The organism is Mesorhizobium sp. IMUNJ 23033 (assembly GCF_044778005.1).
In the GTDB taxonomy this organism is placed as follows: domain Bacteria; phylum Pseudomonadota; class Alphaproteobacteria; order Rhizobiales; family Rhizobiaceae; genus Mesorhizobium; species Mesorhizobium amorphae_A.
The window spans coordinates 166,752-182,144 of sequence record NZ_JBJACT010000012.1 but is presented as its reverse complement, the minus strand read 5'-3'; the positions used below and the strand labels follow the sequence as shown (position 1 = coordinate 182,144).

Below are 15,393 nucleotides of genomic sequence, written 5' to 3'. Positions count from 1 at the left end.
ATTACTCTTTGATGGTGACGACGATGCCGGCACCGACGGTGCGGCCGCCTTCACGGATGGCGAAGCGCAGCTTCTCTTCCATGGCGATCGGCACGATCAGCTCGACATCGACCGTGATGTTGTCGCCGGGCATCACCATCTCGGTGCCTTCCGGCAGCGACACGATGCCGGTCACGTCGGTGGTGCGGAAGTAGAACTGCGGGCGGTAGTTGGTGAAGAACGGCGTGTGACGGCCACCTTCGTCCTTGGTCAGGATGTAGGCTTCGGCCACGAACTTCTTGTGCGGCTTCACCGTGCCGGGCTTGGCCAGGACCTGGCCGCGCTCGACGCCTTCACGGTCAACGCCGCGCAGCAGCGCGCCGATGTTGTCGCCGGCCTGGCCCTGGTCGAGCAGCTTGCGGAACATCTCGACGCCCGTGCAGGTCGTCTTGGTGGTCGGACGGATGCCGACGATTTCCAGTTCCTCGCCGACCTTGACCACGCCGCGCTCGACGCGGCCGGTGACGACCGTGCCGCGACCCGAGATCGAGAACACGTCTTCGATCGGCATCAGGAACGGCTTGTCCAGCGGACGAACCGGCGTCGGGATGTAGGCGTCGACCTGAGCCATCAGCTCGCGGATCGCGTCCTCGCCGATCTTCTTGTCGGAATCTTCCAGAGCCGCCAGCGCCGAACCCTTGACGATCGGAATGTCGTCGCCGGGGAATTCGTTCTTGGTCAAAAGTTCGCGAACCTCGAGCTCGACCAGTTCGAGCAGCTCGGCGTCGTCGACCTGGTCGACCTTGTTCAAAAACACCACGATCGAGGGCACGCCGACCTGGCGGGCCAAGAGGATGTGCTCGCGGGTCTGCGGCATCGGGCCGTCGGCGGCCGACACGACCAGGATCGCGCCGTCCATCTGCGCGGCACCGGTGATCATGTTCTTCACATAGTCGGCGTGGCCGGGGCAGTCGACGTGAGCGTAGTGGCGGTTGGCCGTCTCGTATTCGACATGCGCCGTCGAGATGGTGATGCCGCGGGCCTTTTCTTCCGGCGCCGCATCGATCTGGTCATAGCGCTTGTATTCGCCAAAATACTTCGTGATCGCCGCCGTCAGCGACGTCTTGCCATGATCGACGTGGCCGATCGTGCCGATGTTCACATGAGGCTTAGTGCGCTCGAATTTACCTTTTGCCATGTGATGTCTCCATTCCTGCTCGCCCGTGCGGGCCTTGAATTAAGTTACCGCTGCAACTCGTTGGAGTTACGCGTATTTTTTCTGGACTTCCTGGGCGACCGCGGTCGGGACCGGCTCATAGTGGTCGAACTGCATCGTGTAGGCCGCGCGGCCCTGGCTCATCGAGCGCAAATTGTCGACGTACTTGAACATGTTGGCGAGCGGCACCATCGCGTTGATGACCACCGCCACGCCACGCGCTTCCTGGCCCTGGATCTGGCCGCGACGGCCGTTCAGATCGCCAATGACGCTGCCGACGTAGTCTTCAGGCGTCACCACCTCGACCTTCATGATCGGCTCAAGCAACTGCACACCAAGCTTGGGCGCCGCTTCACGGAAGCAGGCACGGCCGGCGATTTCGAAGGCGAGCACCGAGGAGTCGACATCGTGGTAAGCGCCATCGATGAGCGTCGCTTTGACGCCGATCATCGGGAAGCCGGCGAACGGGCCGGACGTCATCACGCTGTTGATGCCCTTTTCGACACCGGGGATGTATTCCTTCGGAACGGCACCGCCGACGATCTTTGATTCGAACTCGAATTCGCTGCTTTCCGGATTCGGCTCGAACAGGAGCTTGACGCGGGCGAACTGGCCGGTACCGCCGGTCTGCTTCTTGTGCGTGTAGTCCTGCTCGTGCTTGCGGGTGATCGTCTCGCGATAGGCCACCTGCGGCGCGCCGACATTGGCCTCGACCTTGAACTCGCGACGCATGCGGTCGACGATGATGTCGAGGTGGAGCTCGCCCATGCCGGAGATGATGGTCTGGCCGCTTTCCTCGTCAGTCTTGACGCGGAAGGACGGATCCTCGGCGGCCAGGCGGTGAAGAGCGAGGCCCATCTTTTCCTGGTCGTTCTTGGTCTTCGGCTCGATGGCGATCTGGATGACCGGATCGGGGAATTCCATGCGCTCGAGGATGACCGGATGCAGCGGATCACTGAGCGTGTCGCCGGTGGTCGTGTCCTTGAGGCCGGCCAGGGCGACGATGTCGCCGGCAAAAGCCTCTTCGACGTCGGCGCGCGAGTTCGCATGCATCTGCAGCATGCGGCCGATGCGCTCCTTCTTGCCCTTGACGGTGTTGTCGAGCGAGACGCCCTTGGTCAGCTTGCCCGAATAGATGCGGGCAAAGGTCAGCGAACCGACGAACGGGTCGTTCATGATCTTGAAGGCGAGCATCGACAGCGGCTCATTGTCGTCGGCGTGACGCTCGATCTCGGCGTCGGTCTTGGCGTCGACACCCTTGATGGCGGGAACATCAGCCGGCGACGGCAGGTATTCGACGACGGCGTCGAGCAGCGGCTGCACGCCCTTGTTCTTGAAGGCCGAGCCGCAGAACATCGGGTAGAACTTGACCGCGATCGTGCCCTTGCGGATCAGCGAGCGGATCTCGTCATTCGACGGCATCTTGCCTTCGAGGTAATTCTCGAGCGCCGTCTCGTCCATTTCGACGGCGGCTTCGATCATCTTCTCGCGGTATTCTTCGGCACGAGCCTTGAGGTCGGCCGGGATCTCGACGACGTCCCAGGCAGCGCCCAGCGTTTCGTCGCGCCAGACCAGTGCGTTCATCTCGACGAGGTCGACGACACCCTTGAACTCGGTCTCGGCGCCGATCGGCAGCTGCATGACGACAGCCTGCGCACCGAGGCGCGAGCCGATCATCTCGACCGAGCGGTAGAAGTCGGCGCCGATCTTGTCCATCTTGTTGCAGAAGATCATGCGCGGAACGCGATACTTGTCGGCCTGGCGCCAGACGGTTTCCGTCTGCGGCTCCACGCCGGCATTGGCGTCGAGCAGCGCGATGGCGCCGTCGAGCACGCGCAGCGAACGTTCGACCTCGATGGTGAAGTCGACGTGGCCGGGGGTGTCGATGATGTTGAAGCGGTACATCTTGCCGTCACGACCCTTCCAGAAGGTCGTGGTCGCGGCGGACGTGATCGTGATGCCGCGTTCCTGCTCCTGCTCCATCCAGTCCATGGTGGCAGCGCCGTCATGGACTTCGCCGATCTTGTGCGACTTGCCCGTGTAATAGAGGACGCGCTCGGTGGTCGTCGTCTTGCCGGCGTCGATATGCGCCATGATACCGAAATTGCGGTAGTCTTCGATTTTGTATTCGCGGGCCATGGGAGGTGCCTCTCAGTCTCGTTCGCGCTTTACCAGCGATAGTGCGCGAAAGCGCGGTTGGCTTCTGCCATCTTATGGGTGTCTTCACGCTTCTTGACGGCGGTGCCGCGGTTGTTGGCCGCGTCCATCAGTTCGCCCGAGAGGCGGTCGATCATGGTCGTCTCGTTGCGGTTGCGGGCAGCCGCGATCAGCCAGCGGATGGCCAGCGCCTGGCGGCGCTCGGGGCGCACATCGACCGGAACCTGGTAGGTGGCACCACCGACGCGACGCGAACGCACTTCCACATGCGGCGCGACATTGTCGAGCGCCTGATGGAAGACGGTGACCGGCTCCTGCTTGGTTTTCGACTGGACCTGGTCGAGCGCGGCGTAGACGATGGTCTCGGCAACCGACTTCTTGCCGTCATACATGACGGCGTTCATGAACTTGGTGACGATCAGATCGCCGAACTTCGGGTCCGGATTGATCTCACGCTTTTCTGCACTGTGACGACGGGACATGGCTGTTGTCTCTCAATCTCAAGGCACGGCGCAGTCAAAAAAAGCGCCGAAGCCGGAAAACCTTACTTCGGACGCTTGGCACCGTATTTCGAACGGCGCTGCTTGCGGTTCTTCACACCCTGCGTGTCGAGCACGCCGCGAATGATATGATAGCGGACGCCCGGAAGGTCCTTCACGCGGCCGCCGCGGATCATGACCACGGAGTGCTCCTGAAGGTTGTGGCCTTCGCCGGGGATGTAGCCGATCACTTCGAAACCATTGGTCAGACGGATCTTGGCCACCTTGCGCAGAGCCGAGTTCGGCTTCTTCGGCGTCGTGGTGTAGACGCGCGTGCAGACGCCCCGCTTCTGCGGGTTCTGCTGCATGGCCGGGACCTTGTTGCGCTTCACCGGCGCCAGGCGCGGCTTGCGGATCAGCTGGTTGACGGTAGGCATTAAACCCTCTTGTCTCTCAATTCCGTGTCTTGCCCGGTCAGGGCCGCTCAAAGCGTCGTTTCCATACGCAAATTCGGGCCACAAACCGCGCCTCGCGGTCCTGCCCGAACAAATTGCAGAGGAAGCGGAAACCGCTTCATGCGCGCCGGAAATGTCTTTTCGCTCGTAAAACGAACCCTGTTTGAGGCAAACTCCAAAGCGTGTCGCTTCGGAAGGGAGAGCCTCACATCGGTTCTGACTGGGCGGCTTCTACTCGCAAGCCCGATGGCCGTCAACCCCGCGCCACCAAATATTGCGGCTTGGCAGCCATGCGAAAAGCGCATGTAATTTTCTTTCGCAATTTTGCAAGGGCGAGGAAGAAAGTGACCGGCTTTTGGCTGTTGTCAGCCCGGCCTTCATGCCAAAAGGCGGCATGGGCAGTGCAAATCCTCGCGCGCCCGGTCTCTAGAGGAATCAGCCCGTGAACGACAATGAGGAGCGCCCGGTCACCATCATCACCGGCCGCGTCTGGAAGAAGAAGGGCGGCAAGCCGGAGGGCGTCCATGTGATGCTGGTCGCGCCCGACGACGATTCGGCAGTGCGCCGCGCGCTCGAATCGCTCGCCGCCGAGGGCTATGCCGAAGCCGAGCTTGACCAGATCGGTGACATGGACGGCATTCCCGACGACGAGCCGCATCTGTCGGCCTATCAGGGCGCGCTCGAAGGCGAAGTATCGATCGTCACCTTCGACGTGGCAATCTGACCGAGAGAATCGGCGGCTCCTTGCCCTCGTCAACGAGCCCGCCTCGCCCGGCTTGCCCGACACCGGTTCTCTGCTAAGAACCAGGCGAAATTCCAATCTGCGGAGTCCCCATGCCTTCGAACAATGGTCCCATCAAGCTCGGCATCGTCGGCGTCGGAAAGATCGTCCGCGACCAGCACCTCCCGGCCATGGCGAAAGACGGAGAGTATCATCTCGTCGCCGCCGCCAGCCGGCACGGCAAGGTCGACGGCATTCCGAATTTCCATGACATCGAAGCGATGCTCGATGCGGTGCCTGAACTCGAGGCCGTCTCGCTCTGCATGCCGCCGCAATTCCGCTATGACGCCGCGCGCAAGGCGCTGATGGCGAAGAAGCATGTCTTCCTGGAGAAGCCGCCTGGCGCCACGGTCAGCGAGGTCGAGGATCTGAAGACGCTGGCGGCGGCAAACGGCGTCTCGCTGTTCGCCAGCTGGCATTCGCGCTATGCGCCGGCGGTGGAAGCCGCGCGCGCTTTCCTCGCATCGGCCAGCATCAAGTCGGCCGCCATCAACTGGAAGGAAGACGTGCGCCGCTGGCACCCGAACCAGGAATGGATCTGGGCGCCGGGCGGCTTCGGCGTCTTCGATCCCGGCATCAACGCGCTGTCGATCGTGACCCACATCCTGCCGGCAATGTTCATCACCTCTGCCGTCCTCGATTTTCCGGAAAACCGCGCCGCTCCTGTCGCTGCACACGTCACCTTCCGCACCTCGAACGGATTGCCGGTGACGATGGAACTCGACTGGCTCCAGACCGGCCCGCAAAGCTGGGACATACTGGCCGAAACGGACAAGGGCAAAATGGTGCTTTCCGGCGGCGGCTCGAAGCTCGCCATCGACGGCAAGGTCGTTCACGAAGAGCCGGAGGCGGAGTATCCGATGCTCTACAGGCGCTTCGCCGAGATCGTGCGCGCCGGCGTCTCCGACGTCGATCTGGCGCCTCTGCAGCATGTCGCCGACGCCTTCATGCTCGGCAAGCGCAACGTGGTGGAAGCATTCTTCGATTGAGAGCGTCGTCTGCCGTTTTGCGGATCTGGCCCGCTTAGCCGTCAGTCAACGATCGCAATGGCAAAGCCGTCATAGCCCTTGGCGCCGACCGTCTGGATGGCGGTGCCGTCCAGGCGCTTGTCGCCACCGATGAACGAGAACGCAGCACGGGCGCCTTCGACATTGGCGTCGCGGCCGTCCTCATCGAGCACCGCGCCGTCGCGGATGACGTTGTCGCAGACGATGACTGTCCCCGGCCTCGAAAGACGCATGGCCCAGGACAGATAGTTCGGGTTGTTCGGCTTGTCGGCATCGATGAAGATGAGATCGAACGGCCCGGCATTCTCGGCACCCAGTGCCGCAAGCGATTGCAGCGCCGGCCCGACCCGCAACTCCACCCTGTCCGACACCCCTGCCCGGTCAAAGTTCGACCGCGCGACACTGGCGTGGTGCGGATCGAGTTCGAGCGTTACGATCCTCCCGTCCGAAGGCAGCCCGCGCGCCATCCAGATCGTCGAGTAGCCGCCCAGCGTGCCGATCTCGAGGATTCTCTTCGCCCCCTGCATGCGCGCCAGCAGCGAGAGCAGCTTGCCTTGCGCCGGAGAGACATCGATGGCCGGCAGGCCCTGATCGTGGTTCGCCGCCAGAACGGAATCAAGGACTGGGTCCGGTTCAAACAGGGAGGCGACGATGTAGTCGTCGACGGCCCTCCAGCTCTTCTTGTTGCTCATCGTTTCTTCTCCGATCGGATGTGGAAACCAAAACGCGAAAAAGGGGCCGCTTGGGCCCCCTTTTCCTTCTTCTCTTCTTTCCGCGCTTACTGCGCGGCGGTGACCATGTCGGTCAGCATCGGCTCGGCGACCTCGACACCCGAGGCCTTGCGGCGCTCGTCGATGATCAGCTCGTCGCGCGAGGTGGCGATGCGCCGGATCTGGCTCATCGTGCCACCGGTGCCAGCCGGGATCAGACGGCCGACGATGACGTTTTCCTTCAGGCCCTGCAGCATGTCGGTCTTGCCGGCAACCGCTGCTTCGGTGAGCACCCTCGTCGTCTCCTGGAAGGAGGCGGCCGAGATGAAGGACGGCGTCTGCAGCGAGGCCTTGGTGATGCCGAGCAGCACTGGCTGGCCTTCGGCGGGCTTCTTGCCGTCCTCGATCAGCCGCTCGTTGACCTCTTCCAGCTCGATCACGTCGACGTGGTCGCCCGGAATGTAGGTCGAGTCGCCCTGCGTGGTGATCTCGACCTTCTGCAGCATCTGGCGAACGATCACCTCGATGTGCTTGTCGTTGATCGACACGCCCTGCAGGCGGTAGACCTCCTGGATCTCGTTGACGAGGTAGGACGCAAGCGCCTCCACGCCCTTGATCGCCAGGATGTCGTGCGGCGCCGGATTGCCGTCGAGGATGTAGTCGCCCTTCTCGATGACGTCGCCGTCCTGGAGATGGAACGGCTTGCCCTTCGGGATCAGGTATTCGACCGGCTCAAGCGTCGAGTCATGCGGCTCGATGATGATGCGGCGCTTGTTCTTGTAGTCGCGGCCGAAGCGGACCGTGCCGTCGATCTCGGCGATGATGGCGTGGTCCTTCGGACGGCGTGCCTCGAACAGTTCGGCAACACGCGGCAGACCGCCGGTGATGTCCTTGGTCTTGGCGCTTTCCATCGGGATACGCGCCAGCACGTCGCCGGGCCGGACATGCGCGCCCGGCTCGACCGAAAGGATCGCCTCGACCGAGAGCAGGAAGCGGGCGTCGCCGCCCTTCGACAGCTTGCCGACCTTGCCCTTGGTGTCATGCACGACGATCGCCGGCTTGAGGTCGTTGCCGCGTGGCGTCGAACGCCAGTCGATGACCTCGCGCTTGGTGATACCGGTCGACTCGTCGGCCGTTTCCTGGACGGAAATGCCGTCGACCAGATCCTCGAACTGCACCTTGCCCTCGATTTCGGTGAGGATCGGGCGGGTATAAGGATCCCACTCGGCGATACGCTGGCCGCGCTTCACCTTGTCGCCATCGTCCACGAAGATGCGCGAACCGTAGGTGACCCGGTGCGTGGCGCGCTCCTTGCCGGCTTCGTCGAGGATCAGCACCGCCATGTTGCGGCCCATGACCATCTGCTGGCCGTCGGAGTTGCGCACCACGTTGCGGTTGCGGATCTCGACCTTGCCCTCATACGAGGCTTCAAGGAACGAGCTGTCCACCACCTGCGCGGTACCGCCCATGTGGAAGGTACGCATGGTGAGCTGGGTGCCCGGCTCGCCGATCGACTGCGCCGCGATGACGCCGACGGCTTCGCCCTGGTTGACCGGGGTGCCGCGGGCAAGATCGCGTCCGTAGCAGACCGCGCAGACGCCGATCCTGACCTCGCAGGTCAGTGCCGAACGGATGCGGACCGACTGCACGCCGGCCTTTTCGATCTGTTCCACGTCACGCTCGTCCATCAGCGTTCCGGCCTTGACCAGAACCTCGCCCGACACCGGATGGTTGATGTCATCGAGCGCCGTACGGCCCAGCACGCGCTGGCCGACAGAAGCGACGACCTGGCCGGCATCGACGATCGGCTGCATGGTGAGGCCCTTGTCGGTGCCGCAGTCGACCGAATTGACGATGCAATCCTGCGCCACGTCGACCAGACGACGGGTGAGGTAACCCGAGTTCGCCGTCTTCAAGGCAGTGTCGGCCAGACCCTTGCGGGCGCCGTGGGTCGAGTTGAAATACTCGAGCACGGTCAGGCCTTCCTTGAAGTTCGAGATGATCGGCGTCTCGATGATTTCACCCGACGGCTTGGCCATCAGGCCGCGCATGCCGGCGAGCTGGCGCATCTGGGTGGGCGAGCCACGCGCACCCGAATGCGACATCATGTAGATCGAGTTCATCGGCTTCTGGCGGCCGTTGTCCTCGAACTCGACCGCCTTGATGCGGGCCATCATCTCGTCGGCGACCTTTTCCGAGCACTTGGCCCAGGCGTCGACGACCTTGTTGTACTTCTCGCCCTGCGTGATCAGGCCGTCATTGTACTGCTGCTCGTATTCCTTGGCCAAAGCCTCGGTGTCGGACACCAGCTTGATCTTGGCGTCCGGGATCAGCATGTCGTCCTTGCCGAACGAGATGCCGGCGCGGCAGGCGTGGCTGAAGCCGAGAGCCATGATGCGGTCGCAGAAAATGACCGTCTCCTTCTGACCGCAATGGCGGTAGACGGTGTCGATCATCTTGGAGATGTTCTTCTTGGTCATTTCCTGGTTGGCGGTCTCGTACGGCACGTTGACGTTCTTCGGCAGCAGTTCGCCGATGATCATGCGGCCAGGCGTGGTGTCGTGGATCTTCGACACGACCTTGCCTTCGGCGTCGACCGTGCGGAAGCGACCCTTGATCTTGGCGTGCAGCGTCACCGCCTTGGTTTCCAGCGCGTGCTGGAGTTCACCCATGTCGGCAAACACCATGCCTTCGCCCGGCTCGTTCTGGTTGACGATCGAGAGATAGTAGAGACCGAGAACCATGTCCTGCGACGGCACGATAATCGGCGCGCCGGAAGCCGGGTGCAGGATGTTGTTGGTCGACATCATCAGCACGCGGGCTTCAAGCTGCGCTTCCAGCGACAGCGGCACGTGGACCGCCATCTGGTCGCCGTCGAAGTCGGCGTTAAAGGCCGTGCAAACCAGCGGATGCAGCTGGATCGCCTTGCCTTCGATCAGGATCGGCTCGAACGCCTGGATGCCGAGGCGGTGCAGCGTCGGCGCACGGTTCAACAGCACCGGATGCTCGCGGATGACCTCATCGAGGATATCCCAGACCTCCGGACGCTCCTTCTCGACCAGCTTCTTGGCCTGCTTGACGGTCGAGGAGAAACCCTTGGCGTCGAGGCGGGCGTAGATGAACGGCTTGAACAGTTCGAGCGCCATCTTCTTCGGCAGGCCGCACTGGTGCAGCTTGAGCTCCGGACCGGTCACGATGACCGAGCGGCCCGAATAGTCGACGCGCTTGCCGAGCAGGTTCTGGCGGAACCGGCCCTGCTTGCCCTTCAGCATGTCGGACAGCGACTTCAGCGGACGCTTGTTGGCGCCGGTGATGACGCGGCCGCGACGGCCGTTGTCGAATAGCGCGTCGACGGCTTCCTGCAGCATGCGCTTTTCATTGCGCACGATGATGCCAGGGGCGCGCAGCTCGATCAGCCGCTTCAGGCGGTTGTTGCGGTTGATGACGCGGCGATAGAGGTCGTTCAAATCGGACGTGGCGAAACGGCCGCCGTCCAGCGGGACGAGCGGGCGCAGGTCCGGCGGGATCACCGGAACCACCTTCATGATCATCCATTCCGGACGGTTACCGGACTCCATGAAGTTCTCGACGACCTTGAGCCGCTTCAGATACTTCTTCTGCTTGAGCTCGGAAGTGGTCGAAGCCAGCTCCGAACGCAGGTCGCCGGCGATCTTCTCCAGGTCCATGCCGGCGAGAAGGTCATGAATGGCCTCGGCTCCGATCATGGCGGTGAACGAATCCTCGCCATACTCGTCGACGGCGATCATGTACTCTTCCTCGCTGAGCAGCTGGTGCTCCTTCAGCGCGGTGAGGCCTGGCTCGGTGACGATGTAGTTCTCGAAGTAGAGGACGCGTTCGATGTCCTTCAGGGTCATGTCGAGCAGCGTGCCGATGCGCGACGGCAGCGACTTCAGGAACCAGATATGGGCGACGGGCGCGGCGAGCTCGATATGGCCCATGCGCTCGCGACGAACGCGCGACAGCGTGACTTCGACGCCGCACTTTTCGCAGATGACGCCCTTGTACTTCATGCGCTTGTACTTGCCGCACAGGCACTCATAGTCCTTGATCGGGCCGAAGATGCGCGCACAGAACAGGCCGTCGCGCTCCGGCTTGAAGGTGCGGTAGTTGATGGTCTCCGGCTTCTTGATCTCGCCGAACGACCAGGACAGAATCTTCTCAGGGCTGGCGAGCGAAATCCGGATGGAATCGAACACCTGCGCCGGCGCCTGGGGATTGAAGAGATTCATGACCTCTTGGTTCATGCCGTTCTCCTTTTCGGGGTCCTCGAAAACCCCTTGCATCTAGCGCGGGCCGAATGCCCGCTGAGTGGTCGGCCCACCGGCCGAAGAATTGGGTAGGCGCGCCGCGGCTTTCCGCGGCACGCCATTTGCCTTACTCGGCCGCGTCGGGCAGCCGGACAGGGTTGTCGTCGAGCTTGGTATTCTCCAGCTCGACATTGAGGCCGAGAGACCGCATTTCCTTGACGAGAACGTTGAAGCTCTCGGGAATGCCGGCCTCGAACGTGTCGTCGCCTCTGACGATCGCCTCGTAGACCTTGGTGCGGCCGGCGACGTCGTCCGACTTCACCGTCAGCATTTCCTGCAGCGTGTAGGCGGCGCCGTACGCTTCGAGCGCCCAGACCTCCATTTCGCCGAAGCGCTGGCCGCCGAACTGCGCCTTGCCGCCCAGCGGCTGCTGGGTGACGAGCGAGTACGGTCCGATCGAACGCGCGTGGATCTTGTCGTCCACCAGGTGGTGAAGCTTGAGCATGTAGATGTAGCCCATCGTCACCTTGCGATCGAACGGCTCGCCGGTGCGTCCGTCATAGAGCTGCGACTGACCGCTGGTGTGCAGGCCCGCCTGCTCCAGCATGACGTTGATGTCGGCCTCATGCGCGCCGTCGAACACCGGCGTCGCGATGGAGACGCCGCGGCGCATCTGCTCGCTGAGGCGAACGACGCTCTCGTCGTCATACTCGCGGACCGGCTCGTTGCGGTCGTTGGCCGGCATGAAGCTTTCGAGCGTCTTGCGCAGCGGCTTGATGTCACCGCCCGCCTTGTACGCGTCGATCAGCTCGCCGATCTTCTTGCCCATGCCAGCGCATGCCCAGCCCAGATGCGTTTCCAGGATCTGGCCGACATTCATGCGGCTCGGCACACCCAGCGGGTTGAGCACGATATCGGCATGCGTGCCGTCCTCGAGGAAAGGCATGTCCTCGACCGGAACGATGCGCGACACGACACCCTTGTTGCCGTGCCGGCCGGCCATCTTGTCGCCGGGCTGCATCTTGCGCTTCACGGCCACGAAGACCTTGACCATCTTCATGACGCCCGGAGGCATTTCGTCGCCGCGCTGCACCTTTTCGACCTTGTCCATGAAGCGCTGCTCAAGCGCCTTCTTGGAATCGTCGTACTGGCCGCGCAGCGCTTCCAGTTCGCTCTGGAGCTTTTCGTTCTCCACCGCGAACTGCCACCACTGCGAACGCGGATACTCGTCGAGCGTATCCTTCGACAGCTTCGAGCCCTTCTTGAAGCCCTTCGGCCCGGCAATCGCATCCTTGCCGACGAGCATGTCGGACAGGCGCGAATAGACGTTGCGGTCGAGGATCGCCTGCTCGTCGTCGCGGTCCTTGGCCAGGCGCTCGATCTCCTCGCGCTCGATCGCCATGGCGCGTTCGTCCTTCTCGACGCCGTGGCGGTTGAAGACGCGAACTTCGACGACGGTGCCGAAGGTGCCCGGAGGCATGCGCATGGAGGTGTCGCGAACGTCCGAGGCCTTTTCGCCGAAGATGGCGCGCAGGAGCTTTTCTTCCGGCGTCATCGGGCTTTCGCCCTTCGGCGTGATCTTGCCGACCAGGATGTCGCCCGGCTGCACTTCCGCGCCGATATAGACGATGCCGGCTTCGTCGAGGTTCTTCAGCGCTTCTTCCGAGACGTTCGGAATGTCGCGCGTGATTTCCTCCGGCCCGAGCTTGGTGTCACGCGCCATGACCTCGAACTCCTCGATGTGGATCGAGGTGAAGACGTCGTCGGCGACGATGCGCTCGGAGAGCAGGATCGAGTCCTCGTAGTTGTAGCCGTTCCACGGCATGAACGCGACCAGCACGTTGCGGCCGAGCGCCAGATCGCCGAGCTCGGTCGAGGGACCGTCAGCGATGATGTCACCCTTGTTGACGCGGTCGCCCATGCGCACCAGCGGACGCTGGTTGATGCAGGTGTTCTGGTTCGAACGCTGGAACTTCATCAGCCGGTAGATGTCGACGCCGGACTTGCCGGGATCGAGATCTTCCGTGGCGCGGATGACGATACGCGTCGCGTCCACCTGGTCGACGATGCCGCCGCGGCGGGCGCCGATGGCGGCGCCCGAGTCACGGGCAACGATCGGCTCCATGCCGGTACCGACGAACGGCGCCTCGGCGCGCACCAGCGGCACGGCCTGACGCTGCATGTTCGAGCCCATCAGCGCGCGGTTGGCGTCGTCGTTCTCGAGGAACGGGATCAGCGCCGCGGCCACCGACACCATCTGCTTCGGCGAGACGTCCATCAGGTCGACGTTTTCGCGCGGCGCCATCATCACTTCGCCGGCGTTACGGCAAATGACGAATTCGTCTACGAAACCGCCATTCTTGTCGAGCTCGGCATTGGCCTGCGCGACATGGTGCTTGGCTTCTTCCATCGCCGACAGATAGACGACCTCATTGGTCAGCTTGCCGCTGACGATCTTGCGGTACGGGCTCTCGATGAAGCCGTACTTGTTGACGCGCGCGAAGGTCGCCAGCGAGTTGATCAGACCGATATTCGGGCCTTCCGGCGTCTCGATCGGGCAGATGCGGCCGTAATGCGTCGGGTGCACGTCGCGCACCTCGAAGCCGGCGCGCTCGCGGGTCAGACCGCCCGGTCCAAGCGCCGAGAGACGGCGCTTGTGGGTGATCTCCGACAGCGGGTTGGTCTGGTCCATGAACTGCGACAGCTGCGAGGAACCGAAGAACTCGCGCACGGCAGCAGCCGCCGGCTTGGCGTTGATCAGATCCTGCGGCATCACCGTGTCGATCTCGATCGAGGACATGCGTTCCTTGATCGCGCGCTCCATGCGCAGCAGGCCGACGCGGTACTGGTTCTCCATCAACTCGCCGACCGAGCGCACGCGGCGGTTGCCGAGATTGTCGATGTCGTCAATCTCGCCCTTGCCGTCGCGCAGTTCGACCAGCGTCTTGACCACGGCCAGGATGTCGTCCTTGCGCAGCACGCGCACGGTGTCCTCGGCCTTGAGCTCGAGGCGCATGTTCATCTTGACGCGGCCGACGGCCGACAGGTCGTAGCGCTCACTGTCGAAGAACAGCGAGTTGAACATGGCTTCGGCGGTCTCGAGCGTCGGTGGCTCGCCGGGGCGCATGACACGATAAATGTCGAACAGCGCGTCCTGGCGGCTCTCGTTCTTGTCGACGTTGAGCGTGTTGCGGATATAGGCGCCGACATTGACGTGGTCGATGTCGAGAACCTGGATCTCATGCTCACCGGTGCCGAGCAGCACCTTCAGCGTCTTGTCGTCGATCTCGTCGCCGGCCTCGAGGAAGATCTCGCCGGTGCCGTAGTTGACGATGTCCTCGGCCAGATAGTTGCCGAGCAGGTCCTCGTCGGTCGCCTTGATCGCCTTGAGACCCTTTTCGCCAAGCGCTCTGGCCTGGCGGGCGGTGATCTTCTTGCCTTGCTCGACGACGATCTCGCCGGTGTCGGCATCGACAAGGTCGCCGACGGCCTTGAGACCACGGAAACGCTCGACGTTGAACGGAATGCGCCAGTGGTCGCCGGCGCGCTTGTAGGTGATCTTGTTGTAGAAGGTCGACAGGATCTCTTCGCCGTCCATGCCGAGCGCCATCAAGAGCGACGTCACCGGGATCTTGCGGCGGCGGTCGATACGGGCGTGCACGACGTCCTTCGAATCGAACTCGATGTCGAGCCACGAACCGCGATAGGGGATGACGCGCGCGGCAAACAGAAGCTTGCCCGACGAGTGCGACTTGCCCTTGTCATGGTCGAAGAAGACGCCCGGCGAACGGTGCATCTGCGAGACGATGACACGTTCGGTGCCGTTGACGATGAAGGTGCCGTTCAAGGTCATGAGCGGCATGTCGCCCATATAGACGTCCTGCTCCTTGATATCCTTGATCGACTTCGCGCCGGTATCCTCGTCGATATCGAACACGATGAGGCGCAGCGTCACCTTCAGCGGCGCGGCATAGGTCAGGTCGCGCTGACGGCATTCGTCAACGTCGAATTTCGGTCCTTCGAACTCGTACTTCACGAACTCCAGCATCGAGGAGCCGGAAAAATCGGAAATCGGGAAGACCGACTTGAAAACAGCCTGCAGTCCCTCGTCCGGACGCCCGCCCTTGGGCTCGTCCACCATCAGGAACTGGTCATAGGATGCCTTTTGAACCTCGATCAGGTTCGGCATCTCCGCAACTTCCGGGATCTTTCCGAAGAACTTGCGTACGCGTCTGCGGCCATTGAAAGTCTGGGTCTGGGCCATCGTCGCTCCTTAGCTCTAAACTCGGGACGAGCCTCGCCGCGGCTCGCCTTGCATTCCGGGCCGCCTTGGCGGCAGCC

At 62.8% G+C, this 15,393-nt stretch carries 9 protein-coding genes; 2 read left to right on the top strand and 7 right to left on the bottom strand.

Annotated elements, in window-relative coordinates; genetic code table 11:
• Position 1 precedes the first annotated feature (1 nt).
• The 4 genes from tuf to rpsL form a co-directional block, all read right to left on the bottom strand.
• A complete protein-coding gene (tuf, locus tag ACFX5Q_RS15835) occupies positions 2-1,177 on the bottom strand; it encodes an elongation factor Tu (protein WP_120015218.1) in 1,176 nt (391 codons plus the stop codon).
• 66 nt (positions 1,178-1,243) lie between these two features.
• Complete coding sequence (gene fusA, locus ACFX5Q_RS15830) at positions 1,244-3,334, bottom strand: elongation factor G (protein WP_192179907.1); 2,091 nt, start codon at positions 3,332-3,334, stop codon at positions 1,244-1,246.
• A 29-nt stretch (positions 3,335-3,363) separates the two neighbouring features.
• On the bottom strand, positions 3,364-3,834 hold the full coding sequence (gene rpsG / locus ACFX5Q_RS15825) for a 30S ribosomal protein S7 (RefSeq protein WP_404279381.1): 471 nt from the start codon (positions 3,832-3,834) through the stop codon (positions 3,364-3,366).
• A gap of 62 nt (positions 3,835-3,896) precedes the next feature.
• Positions 3,897-4,268, bottom strand: coding sequence for a 30S ribosomal protein S12 (gene rpsL / locus ACFX5Q_RS15820; protein ID WP_006202128.1), 372 nt, complete (start codon positions 4,266-4,268; stop codon positions 3,897-3,899).
• 460 nt (positions 4,269-4,728) lie between these two features.
• On the opposite strand from rpsL, the gene ACFX5Q_RS15815 reads away from it, so the two are divergent.
• A complete protein-coding gene (locus tag ACFX5Q_RS15815) occupies positions 4,729-5,010 on the top strand; it encodes a transcriptional regulator (protein ID WP_120015228.1) in 282 nt (93 codons plus the stop codon).
• Between the two features lie 110 nt (positions 5,011-5,120).
• The gene (locus tag ACFX5Q_RS15810) at positions 5,121-6,056 is read left to right on the top strand and encodes a Gfo/Idh/MocA family protein (protein ID WP_404279370.1); all 936 of its coding nucleotides are present in this window, start codon (positions 5,121-5,123) and stop codon (positions 6,054-6,056) included.
• Positions 6,057-6,097: 41 nt separating this feature from the next.
• Here the strand turns inward: ACFX5Q_RS15810 and ACFX5Q_RS15805 are convergent, their stop codons facing one another.
• From ACFX5Q_RS15805 to rpoB, 3 genes are all read right to left on the bottom strand, one after another.
• Entirely contained in the window at positions 6,098-6,766 is a 669-nt protein-coding gene (locus ACFX5Q_RS15805; protein WP_404279368.1) for an O-methyltransferase, read from the bottom strand.
• A gap of 86 nt (positions 6,767-6,852) precedes the next feature.
• Positions 6,853-11,049, bottom strand: a complete 4,197-nt coding sequence (rpoC, locus tag ACFX5Q_RS15800; RefSeq protein ID WP_192179911.1) for a DNA-directed RNA polymerase subunit beta' — start codon at positions 11,047-11,049, stop codon at positions 6,853-6,855.
• Between the two features lie 130 nt (positions 11,050-11,179).
• A complete protein-coding gene (gene rpoB / locus ACFX5Q_RS15795; RefSeq protein WP_404279366.1) occupies positions 11,180-15,316 on the bottom strand; it encodes a DNA-directed RNA polymerase subunit beta in 4,137 nt (1,378 codons plus the stop codon).
• Positions 15,317-15,393: the final 77 nt, after the last annotated feature.

Excerpts from the sequence above, each read along its gene's own strand:
- tuf (WP_120015218.1), bottom strand. The coding sequence starts at position 1,177 with ATGGCAAAAGGTAAATTCGAGCGCACTAAGCCTCATGTGAACATCGGC.
- rpsL (WP_006202128.1), bottom strand. The coding sequence starts at position 4,268 with ATGCCTACCGTCAACCAGCTGATCCGCAAGCCGCGCCTGGCGCCGGTG.
- rpoC (WP_192179911.1), bottom strand. The coding sequence starts at position 11,049 with ATGAACCAAGAGGTCATGAATCTCTTCAATCCCCAGGCGCCGGCGCAG.
- rpsG (WP_404279381.1), bottom strand. The coding sequence starts at position 3,834 with ATGTCCCGTCGTCACAGTGCAGAAAAGCGTGAGATCAATCCGGACCCG.
- fusA (WP_192179907.1), bottom strand. The coding sequence starts at position 3,334 with ATGGCCCGCGAATACAAAATCGAAGACTACCGCAATTTCGGTATCATG.
- rpoB (WP_404279366.1), bottom strand. The coding sequence starts at position 15,316 with ATGGCCCAGACCCAGACTTTCAATGGCCGCAGACGCGTACGCAAGTTC.
- ACFX5Q_RS15805 (WP_404279368.1), bottom strand. The coding sequence starts at position 6,766 with ATGAGCAACAAGAAGAGCTGGAGGGCCGTCGACGACTACATCGTCGCC.
- ACFX5Q_RS15810 (WP_404279370.1), top strand. The coding sequence starts at position 5,121 with ATGCCTTCGAACAATGGTCCCATCAAGCTCGGCATCGTCGGCGTCGGA.